We start from the raw sequence: 4,664 nt of genomic DNA on the forward strand, positions 1-4,664 counted from the left end.
CAAGAACAATTAATTAATGCTCTCGACAGCAATCAACGGGAATTTTATCAGCAGGAATTCTATCAAACTGTTAATAAATGAATCGCAATTGATCCTCACTACCAACAAGCTTAATTATCTAATTGATTAAAAACTAGACAATTGTTCGGCAATAATAGATACTAACTTATCCACTGCTCCTGCTTGCCCGCGCACTGCCCGCAATTTTTGCCGGATAGCCTCTAATTGTTCGGGATTTTCTAGCCAGGATATAGCTATATTTGCCACTTCCTCTGGTTGTAATTCCCCTAATAATTCTGGAACAATTTCGTCACCCGCCCAAATATTTGGCCAAGCATATAAACGCTTTTTCCGCAACATATAGAGATTAATTATCTTAGCAAATAAAGAACCCACCCCCGGCAGTTGGGCTAATAAACCGGGTAAACCGTCCCAAGTTCTCATCGCGTCTAGTTGCTGAGTCGGTAGTAAAATAATCATCGGGATTGCCAGCGCCCCTAATTCGGCAGTATTAGCTCCCACCGTCGTTAAAGCTAAATGACAGCGAGAAAGCTGGTTATGGGCGGGAAAATCGGTAATTAAGTCAACTTTTAAACCTTTGGCTGTTTCTAGATAGGGTTTTTCTCCGTTTTTTAATTGGGCAGCACTCCAACCGGTTTTAGTGATCATCGGATTATAGCTAGGATCGGCAAATTTCGCCAAATAAGCTAAATTTAGGGTAGGAGCGACGGGAATCAAGAATTTAGTCTGGGGAGCCTGCGCGTGTATCTTTTCAGCAATGGCTAGGGTTAGGGGTACACCCTGGGCTAATTTCGAGGGTTTGGAACCCGGGAGGAGTGCAATTAAGGTAGTGTCATCGGGGGTGATAGCAGTGGGCAAATCCACCATTAAATCGCCGATAACGGTAAATTTAGATTGATATTGTTCAGGAATATTTTTTAATACACTTGTATTCATCACGGCAAAGCGATCGATACCCCGATACCAACGCGCTTCCCATTCCGCATAGATAACGGTGCGATAACCCAAACGTTTACCGATGGTGAGGGCAAAAAATTGATCGCCCCCTAAAAATAAAACGATGCCCTTGGGGTGCCAATCCCAATTATCGGCGGTTTTTCCCCAGAAAAGAAAATTAAAGAAGTTTTCTGGCGACTGGACTCGATCGACTTCCGGATATTTCCTAACTACTTCCGTTTCCGCCCCCATAGAATGAGTACAAGGGGAAAGAATCACCGAAATCCGCAACTGCGATCGATCTTCTGTTAAGTTTTGTCGCAATCTCTTGACAACTGGACGCACCCATGTAGATATTTCTCCAGGACCATTGGAGAGAATGAGAAGATCAACAGGAGAATCAAACATGATAAGTAGTCGTGCAAAATTAATGTCTTGGTTAGGATAGGCAAAAGGCAAAAGGCAAAAGGCACTCATGCAAGGAGTGGTTAGATATGTGTAATTAATTTTGCTTAGGTACTTATCAAGTAAAAGTAAAAAGTTCCCTGTTGCGGTGTTGCCTACTTGCTATTGAATAAAGAACGAATTGCCTGATGTTTAGGGTGATCAAATTCTGGGGGAACCTTGCGGGTATCGGTAATCAACCAATCCAAGGCTGCCGCTTCCACATCGATCGCCGCGCCGGTTTTATCAACACAATAGCGCCCAAAGACCAACTTATCCACCAAACGGGCCCCTGAACCGAGGCGAGAATATTCAAAAATAACGCTATTATCCACTGTCGCGCCGCCACAAATCCAACAATTTGGGCCAATCATACTCGGACCGACAATTTTCGCCCCGTCTTCAATGCGCGTCATTGCCCCGATATACACAGGTCCGGTGATATCGACTCGATCCCAGTTTACCCCCACATTTAAGCCCGTGTAGATGCCCGGTTTGACTTCGATGCCGGGGATAGCAACATTTTTAATTTTCCTGGATAACACCCCGCGAATTGCCTGCCAGTAGTCGGGGACTTTACCAATATCCACCCATTCAAAATCCATGTTTAAAGCGTAGAAAGGCGCACCTTTAGCGACTAATTCGGGGAATAACTCGCCCCCGATGTCGTATTTACTATTAGGGGGAATAAAATCAATGATTTCTGGCTCAAAAATATAGATACCCGTGTTAATGCAGGTACTTAAAGCTTCATCGATGGCCGGTTTTTCTTGGAAACTGAGAATCCTTCCTTCCTCGTCGCTAACTACTACCCCATAACTGGATACTTCCTCTCTGGGGACGGTTTTGGTGACAATAGTGGCGAGCGCTCCCTTTTCTCGATGCCATTTAACGGCTGCGGTTAAATCGAGATCGATCAGCGCATCACCACAGAGAACCACAAAAGTATCGTCAAAAAAGGGATTAAAATCTTGAATTCGTCGTAAACCGCCCGCCGATCCCAGGGCATCACCGATTAACTCCCCCTCTTCGATTCTACCCTCGAAAGAATAGCCGATATGCACCCCAAAACGCTGACCATCGCGGAAATAACTCTCAATTTCTTCGGCTAAATGACTGACATTGACCATGATCTGATCAAAGCCATGCTGTCGCAACAGTTCCAACAAAAACTCCATCACCGGCTTTTGTAAAATCGGGATCAGGGGTTTGGGAATCGTATGGGTAATCGGACGGACACGAGTTCCTTTGCCTGCCGCCAAAATCATGGCTTTCATCGATGTTTATTTCCTTTTGCGATCGAGGTCTGAAGTTAAATCATGCCTAGTGTATCATTACTGGCTCGGAATCAGTGGTTATCGATCCTCTTGACCATTAGATAAACCTAGACTCCCTGCCTAATTTTTCCAACAATCCGGTCAACCCCAAGCAGTCTAGGCGAAAAATGGCGAGCAAAAATTTGACTACTTGAGATATAGCGTTTTTCAGTCTGCTGAGGTACAAAAGTTATGGGTTTTAGGCAAAAGGCAAGAGGCAAAAGTCAAAAGGGAAGAAAAATATGTGTACCTCACTAGCTTAGGAAACGCTATAGTAAAAAGCGATTTCTTTCTCCTTGAGAGGGGCAAAATCGGCGGCTAACAACAGCTGATTTAATTCCTCTTGGGGGATATGTTTGGCCCCGATGCGGACAATTCGCGATCTCATCGTGTTAGAAACCCCGCTTCTTTGTCGTCCTGCTTCCAAACCCATTACCCGGTGATAAAGTTCCAATTTTGCCTGGGGAATTGGGGAACCATCAAAATCAATGCCATTAGCGATCGCCACATCAATGGCATCAGCGCCCGTAGTTGTGGTTAAATTAGTTTCGGTGGACATAAAGACAATATAAAGGATCGTTGCTATTTTATCAGGCGATCGATATCCGCCGCTATGATCAGGAAAGTAATCTTCATTTCTGTGTGACTATGGCTCAATTGCCGACCTATCAACCAAAACAGTTATCCCTTGGCCCCCTAGAAGCGGAAATTCTCAATATTGTCTGGGAATTGGAACCCGTTAGCGTTAAGGATGTCCACGATCGCATTTTAGCGGATCCAGAACGGGATCTGGCCTATACTTCTGTGACTACGGTACTGCGTCGTTTGACTAATAAAGGCTGGTTAAGTTGTTATAAACAGGGTCGGATTTTCTACTGGAAACCGATGGTTTCTAAGGAACAAGCACAGGCAATTAAAGCCTACGAACAATTACATCGTTTTTTGGCTATTGGTAATGCGGATGTGGTGGCTTCTTTTGCCGATAGTCTCGATACTGCTAGTGTCGAACAATTAAAAGCGATCGCCTCTCGTTTAGATACCCTGCGTCAACAACGGAGAGAACGCTAATGCACGGTTCAATGTTATTACTAGCATTAACTATCGCCATTGGTTTACGTTGGTTTCTGCCCAGCTATCAGCGTCGTTGGCAGATAACTCTATTTTTCTTTCTCTTTCCGCCTTTGCTGCTGTTAATGACAGTTATATCGGTGGTTTGTATGGGCTATCGCGGGCAAATGCTAGGCTATAACTCCAGTTTAATTAGTTACTTTAGTGCCATAATTTGGCTAGTTTTTGCTCTATTTTGTTTGATAAAACTCTCCTATCAAACTTGGCGAACCCATCGGGATTTTAGCAGTTATCCCCTCAAAAAAATCACCGCTCAGAAAGCGAGAGTTTTAGCAGTGGATTTTCCCTACAGTGCCAGAGTTGGCTTTTGGAAGTCGGAATTAATTGTGACGCAAGGATTATTAAATCTCTTAGATCAAGAACATTTACAAGCAGTTTTAGCCCACGAACAAGCTCACCAAGAATATCATGACACTTTCTGGTTTTTCTGGTTAGGTTGGTTGCGATCGATGTCTTCTTGGCTGCCCAATAGCGAGAATTTATGGTCAGAATTGGTCTTCTTACGGGAATTACGCGCCGATAAGTACGCTTCTGGACAAGTGGATTATTTACTATTAGCTGAATCGCTGCTTTTAGTGGCAGAAAAAGTTAATCAAGTAGCGGAAATAAACTTCTCCGATAGTTGCTGTGTCGCTCTCAATGATCATTCTTTAAATAATCGTTTATTAGAGAGAATCGATGCTTTAGTCGAGTCAGAAAACCCCGAACTTCCCAGATTTAACTATCAAGTCTGGCTATTGCTTTCCCTCTCCCTCGCTCCTTTCTTACTCTTGCCTTTACACTCCTAAAAATGACCCTAGAAGTTGGACAAAAAGCCCC

Annotated in this window: 5 protein-coding genes; 2 read left to right on the forward strand and 3 right to left on the reverse strand. The window is 43.9% G+C overall.

All coding sequences use genetic code 11. From position 1 onward, the window contains the following. Positions 1–126: 126 nt before the first annotated feature. The 3 genes from PX484_RS14775 to PX484_RS14785 form a co-directional block, all read right to left on the reverse strand. Positions 127–1,365, reverse strand: a complete 1,239-nt coding sequence (locus tag PX484_RS14775) for a glycosyltransferase family protein (protein WP_288104452.1) — start codon at positions 1,363–1,365, stop codon at positions 127–129. A 152-nt stretch (positions 1,366–1,517) separates the two neighbouring features. Next, on the reverse strand, positions 1,518–2,678 hold the full coding sequence (locus PX484_RS14780; RefSeq protein ID WP_288104450.1) for a nucleotidyltransferase family protein: 1,161 nt from the start codon (positions 2,676–2,678) through the stop codon (positions 1,518–1,520). Positions 2,679–2,976: 298 nt separating this feature from the next. Beyond that, a complete protein-coding gene (locus tag PX484_RS14785; RefSeq protein WP_004163884.1) occupies positions 2,977–3,276 on the reverse strand; it encodes a small RNA NsiR4-regulated ssr1528 family protein in 300 nt (99 codons plus the stop codon). A 20-nt stretch (positions 3,277–3,296) separates the two neighbouring features. Between PX484_RS14785 and PX484_RS14790 the strand changes: the two genes are divergently transcribed. Together PX484_RS14790 and PX484_RS14795 are read left to right on the forward strand one after the other, a co-directional pair. Next, a complete protein-coding gene (locus PX484_RS14790) occupies positions 3,297–3,785 on the forward strand; it encodes a BlaI/MecI/CopY family transcriptional regulator (RefSeq protein WP_002777269.1) in 489 nt (162 codons plus the stop codon). After that, positions 3,785–4,633, forward strand: a complete 849-nt coding sequence (locus PX484_RS14795; protein ID WP_287670674.1) for a M56 family metallopeptidase — start codon at positions 3,785–3,787, stop codon at positions 4,631–4,633. The genes PX484_RS14790 and PX484_RS14795 overlap by 1 nt, the downstream gene beginning before the upstream one ends. Positions 4,634–4,664: the final 31 nt, after the last annotated feature.

This window comes from Microcystis sp. M49636_WE2 (assembly GCF_030065375.1).
Taxonomy (GTDB): Bacteria; Cyanobacteriota; Cyanobacteriia; order Cyanobacteriales; family Microcystaceae; genus Microcystis; species Microcystis aeruginosa_C.